Annotated in this window: 5 protein-coding genes; 4 read left to right on the top strand and 1 reads right to left on the bottom strand. The window is 55.4% G+C overall.

The features are described 5' to 3' along the window. Positions 1 to 586 precede the first annotated feature (586 nt). Positions 587 to 937 carry a DUF3147 family protein gene (locus RRB22_15790; protein ID MDT8385861.1) on the bottom strand — a complete coding sequence of 117 codons (351 nt, stop codon included), beginning with the start codon at positions 935 to 937 and terminating at the stop codon, positions 587 to 589. 192 nt (positions 938 to 1,129) lie between these two features. Here RRB22_15790 and RRB22_15795 point away from each other — a divergent pair, with 192 nt between their 5' ends. The 4 genes from RRB22_15795 to RRB22_15810 are packed head-to-tail and all read left to right on the top strand — an operon-like array spanning position 1,130 to position 4,085. Next, positions 1,130 to 1,711, top strand: coding sequence for a cytochrome b/b6 domain-containing protein (locus RRB22_15795; protein ID MDT8385862.1), 582 nt, complete (start codon positions 1,130 to 1,132; stop codon positions 1,709 to 1,711). 53 nt (positions 1,712 to 1,764) lie between these two features. Further along, positions 1,765 to 2,076, top strand: coding sequence for a PepSY domain-containing protein (locus RRB22_15800; GenBank protein ID MDT8385863.1), 312 nt, complete (start codon positions 1,765 to 1,767; stop codon positions 2,074 to 2,076). 3 nt (positions 2,077 to 2,079) lie between these two features. Continuing rightward, on the top strand, positions 2,080 to 2,748 hold the full coding sequence (locus RRB22_15805) for a response regulator transcription factor (protein ID MDT8385864.1): 669 nt from the start codon (positions 2,080 to 2,082) through the stop codon (positions 2,746 to 2,748). Beyond that, the gene (locus RRB22_15810) at positions 2,745 to 4,085 is read left to right on the top strand and encodes an ATP-binding protein (GenBank protein MDT8385865.1); all 1,341 of its coding nucleotides are present in this window, start codon (positions 2,745 to 2,747) and stop codon (positions 4,083 to 4,085) included. The genes RRB22_15805 and RRB22_15810 overlap by 4 nt, the downstream gene beginning before the upstream one ends. Positions 4,086 to 4,190 lie beyond the last annotated feature (105 nt).

The following is a 4,190-nucleotide window of genomic DNA, read 5'->3' on the forward strand; positions in this document are numbered from 1 at the left end:
GCGCTTGGAGCGCTACCTGCCCCGAAAACTACCCATGAATTTTTCTGACGAGGCCATTTTTTCACTATCATTTATATTGGCATTTTCAGCCAGAGTTTATATTTATTACATTCCAGCATTGTCCGTAAAAGTATTGCACAAAGTGCATTAACATCAATATTTTCTGAAAAATCTTAACGGGATAATGGTTTTACCACTATTTATTAAAAAGCAGGAACTCCATAGGCTTATAGTAAAGAATAGCGGGATTTTAGGCTATTTCCATGTAGAAGCAGGGTCAGACACGAATGGCACTTAGTTAAGACAGAATTCTGGGTTTTGTCATTCCGGCGAAGGCCGGAATCCAGGGAAATTGTCACCATTGTGTATTCAGGATCCCGGCCTTCGCCGGGATGACAACGCTTTTGAGCTTAAGTAAGTGCCATTCGGCTCAGACACGACTTAATCTACTCAATCATCATCACCGCGCCTTGCTGTCGAGGAGGGTGGCCTTGTAGCGGGTGGCCAGGAACAGAATAGCGGGGCAGGCGGCCATAAAATGACACCATTCACATCATGACACCATTTTTTCATGTTATACGGGATGTTAGAGTTTTATATCGTAGTGATTCAGTGCTGACACCATGACGAAATAACAGAGCACAGTGATAGCCACTGAAATGCCAAGGCTGAGGTAAAAATTCATCCCATGCTTCAACAATAGCGGCAATACCAGAAATAATGCCAATGACGGGAGAACAAGCCAAAACACGCTTGATGCCAGGGTGCTGATCTTGTTTACATCCTTTGTGTCAATATACAGCCATATCATCGCGAGCACCGAAACCAGAGGAACCGATGCCAATATGGCGCCAATCAATGAACTTCGCTTGGCTATTTCTGATATAGCGACAATCAGAATTGTTGTCACTGCAATCTTTATTAGATAGTAACTCAACTCATTTACTCTAGATTCGAGGGAACAGGGCAGACCACGATTAATTTACACGTTCTTTTGTTGGTCTGCCACCTATTGAATGCAGGCATAGGCAATGGCGTGCCCATTTGCACAAACCCTTCGTTTTTTCAGCGTCAATTCAGCTTGGTTTGAAACACTGTGTGCCATCAACTTACTGATGGACCAAAAACTATGGCTAACAATACTGTTCGTATCTGGGATCCCTTTGTGCGGATCTTTCACTGGACACTGGCCGGGGCCTTTCTTGTGGCCTATGTCAGCGAGGACGACTTTCTCGATATCCATACTGTCGCAGGTTATACCGTCCTGACCCTGGTGGCATTGCGCCTGATATGGGGCTTTGTCGGCACCCGTCATGCCCGCTTTTCTGATTTTGTCCGTCCCCCCGGCGAGGCGCTGGGCTATGTCAAGGAGTCCCTGCTGGGCAGGGCCAGGCGTTACCTGGGACACAACCCGGCCGGTGGTCTGATGATCGTGGCACTGTTGCTGTCGCTGTTGATCACCACCCTCTCCGGCATCGCGACGTTGGGGGCTGAGGAAGGTGCCGGGCCTTGGGCCGGGGTAATGGGCAGTGTGCCCCATGCCTTCGGAGAAGCGCTGGAAGAGATCCACGAGTTCTTTGCCAACTTCACCCTGCTGTTGGTGTTGGGTCACCTGGCCGGGGTGTTGTTTGAAAGTATCGTCCACCGGGAAAACCTGGTGCGGACGATGATTACCGGGGACAAGCCCCTGCGTGATGATGTATCACAATAATGGTTTGTCCTTTTTACCCTAAGTAGTACATTTAACCCCTGGAGATGATGACGATGAAACGTTCTACCCTGATGACCAGTACACTGTTAACGGCGCTGCTTACCGCCGGAACGGTCTTTGCCAGTGACAAACTGAACCACAACGAGATCTATCAGCTGCGGGAAAGCGGCCAGATCCTGTCGATGGAGACTGTCTTGAAACAGGCAAGCACGATTCAGCCGGGCCAATTGATCGAGGCCGAGCTGGAACGCGAGAAGGGCGGCTATGTTTACGAGCTAAAGATCATTGATGTCGATGGCCGGATGCACAAACTCGAACTGGATGCGCGCAGTGGTGAAGTGCTCAAGCGCAAGAGCAGGGACTAGGCGATGCGGCTGCTGATTGTCGAGGATGATCGGCAGCTGGCCGAACGGCTGCAACAGCAGCTGGCGCGCGAGGGTCTGGTGGTCGACCTGGCCCACGACGGCGTGGACGGGCAGCACCTGGGTGAGACCGAGGAATACGACCTCATTGTGCTCGACCTGGGGCTGCCCGGCCGCGCCGGTTTGTCTGTGTTGCAGGCCTGGCGGGCGGCAGAGATCCATGTCCCGGTGTTGATCCTGACCGCCCGTGACAGTTGGCGGGAACGGGTCGAGGGTCTACGCGCCGGGGCCGATGACTATCTGGGCAAGCCCTTTCACGCCGAGGAGTTACTGGCGCGTATCCATGCCCTGTTGCGCCGTGCCGCGCCGCAGCCGGCGCTGCAACTGACCGTTGGCCCCTGGCAACTGGATGAGAGCCGCCAATGCCTGGTGGACGGGGAGCAGGAGATCGTCCTGACCGCAACGGAGTTTCGCCTGCTGCGTTATATGTTGCGCCATCCCGATGAACCACTGTCCAAGATCCAGTTGGCCGAACACCTGTATGAATATGCCTCCGAGCGGGAAAGCAATGTGCTCGAGGTCTATATTCGCCGCCTGAGGGAAAAACTGGGTGCGGCCTATATCGAGACCCGTCGGGGTCAGGGCTATATCCTGCATCCCCAGGGGGGCGTGTGAATTCGCTGCGCCTGCGTTTGCATCTTTTACTGCTGGCCGGGCTGGCGCTGCTGCTGGTGGCGCAAATGCTTGGGCTCAGGCTGATCCCGCAGGCCCTGGTGGAGGACTATGTGCTGACCCGTTTGCAGCACGATGCCGATACTCTCTATGCCCGCCTGTTGTTACAGCCAGAGCTACCCGTGCAGATCACCCCCCCCCTGGGGACGATCTACGATACCCCGCTTTCCGGCCACTATTTTCGTATCGATGCGGGTAGTCGCATCATTCGTTCGCGCTCCCTGTGGGATGTGGATCTGCCGCTACCGGCACTGACGCAGGTGCACAACACGGTCAGCCGTATAACCGGGCCGGCCGGGCAGCAACTGCTGAACTACAGTCAGCGCTACGAGGTGCATGGCGAGATGCTGACCATCAGCGTGGCCGAGGATGTGGCGGCCATGGAGCATACCGTAAGCCAATTGGAACGCCAGCTATTGGCCCTGAGCCTGTTTGCCCTGTTGCTGGTGCTGGTCTTGCAGGTGTGGATCCTGCGTCGAGCCCTGCGTCCGCTCGACGCGGCGGTCGAGGCCTGCCATCTGCTGGAGAGCGGCCAGGCCCAGGAGATGAAAGAGCAGGGGCCGCGCGAACTGCGTCCGCTGGTGCAGGCGATCAACCGTTTGAGTCGGCATCATGGCCTGCGCCTGGCGCGTAGTCGTCGTGCGCTGGGTAATGTCAGCCATGCCCTGAAAACCCCGCTGGTGGTATTGCAACAACAGGCCGACGAAATGGACCGGCGTGGAGAAAAGCTTGAGGCAGCGGCGATGCGGCGGCAGCTGGACGCCATGGCGCAAACCATTAGCCGCGAATTGCATCGGGCGCGCCTGGCCGGTAGCGGCGCACCGGGGGCGCGCTTTGATGCAAGGCAGGAATTGGCCGCTCTGTCCGAGGCCTTGACGCAACTGCACCATGGCCGGGTGCATATTGAATTATCGGTAAGCGGCAAACCCTGCGCGCTGGACGCCGATGACATGCTGGAGTTATTTGGCAATCTGCTCGACAACGCCTGCAAGTGGGCCAGGGAACAGGTGCGGATCTCTGTGCAACAAGGGGAGGATCACCTGCGGGCACAGATCGAGGACGATGGGCCGGGGGTGGCAGAAGAGTCCTGGGCGCAATTGACCCGGCCAGGCCAGCGGCTGGATGAAAGCCGTCCCGGTCACGGGCTGGGCCTTAGTATTGTGCAGGATATTATCGAGCAATATCACGGCAGTCTCGATTTTTCCCGTTCAGCCGAACTGGGCGGCCTGCGGGTGGAGTTGCAGATTCCGCTTAAGGAAAGCGGGGTTACCTCATTCTGACCCTGTTTTTGGTCAAAATTATTCCCTCCGTCCCTTTTTTCTTGCTTACTTTATTGGCTCTTCCCCAGATGTGGTGGGTAAGATTTACCGTATAACACCATCAGG

It is taken from the genome of Gammaproteobacteria bacterium, from assembly GCA_032250735.1.
In the GTDB taxonomy this organism is placed as follows: Bacteria; Pseudomonadota; Gammaproteobacteria; order SZUA-152; family SZUA-152; genus SZUA-152.

Bases quoted from the DNA above. Each gene is read 5' to 3' on its own strand.
- RRB22_15795 (MDT8385862.1), top strand. From the start codon at position 1,130: ATGGCTAACAATACTGTTCGTATCTGGGATCCCTTTGTGCGGATCTTT.
- RRB22_15800 (MDT8385863.1), top strand. From the start codon at position 1,765: ATGAAACGTTCTACCCTGATGACCAGTACACTGTTAACGGCGCTGCTT.
- RRB22_15805 (MDT8385864.1), top strand. From the start codon at position 2,080: ATGCGGCTGCTGATTGTCGAGGATGATCGGCAGCTGGCCGAACGGCTG.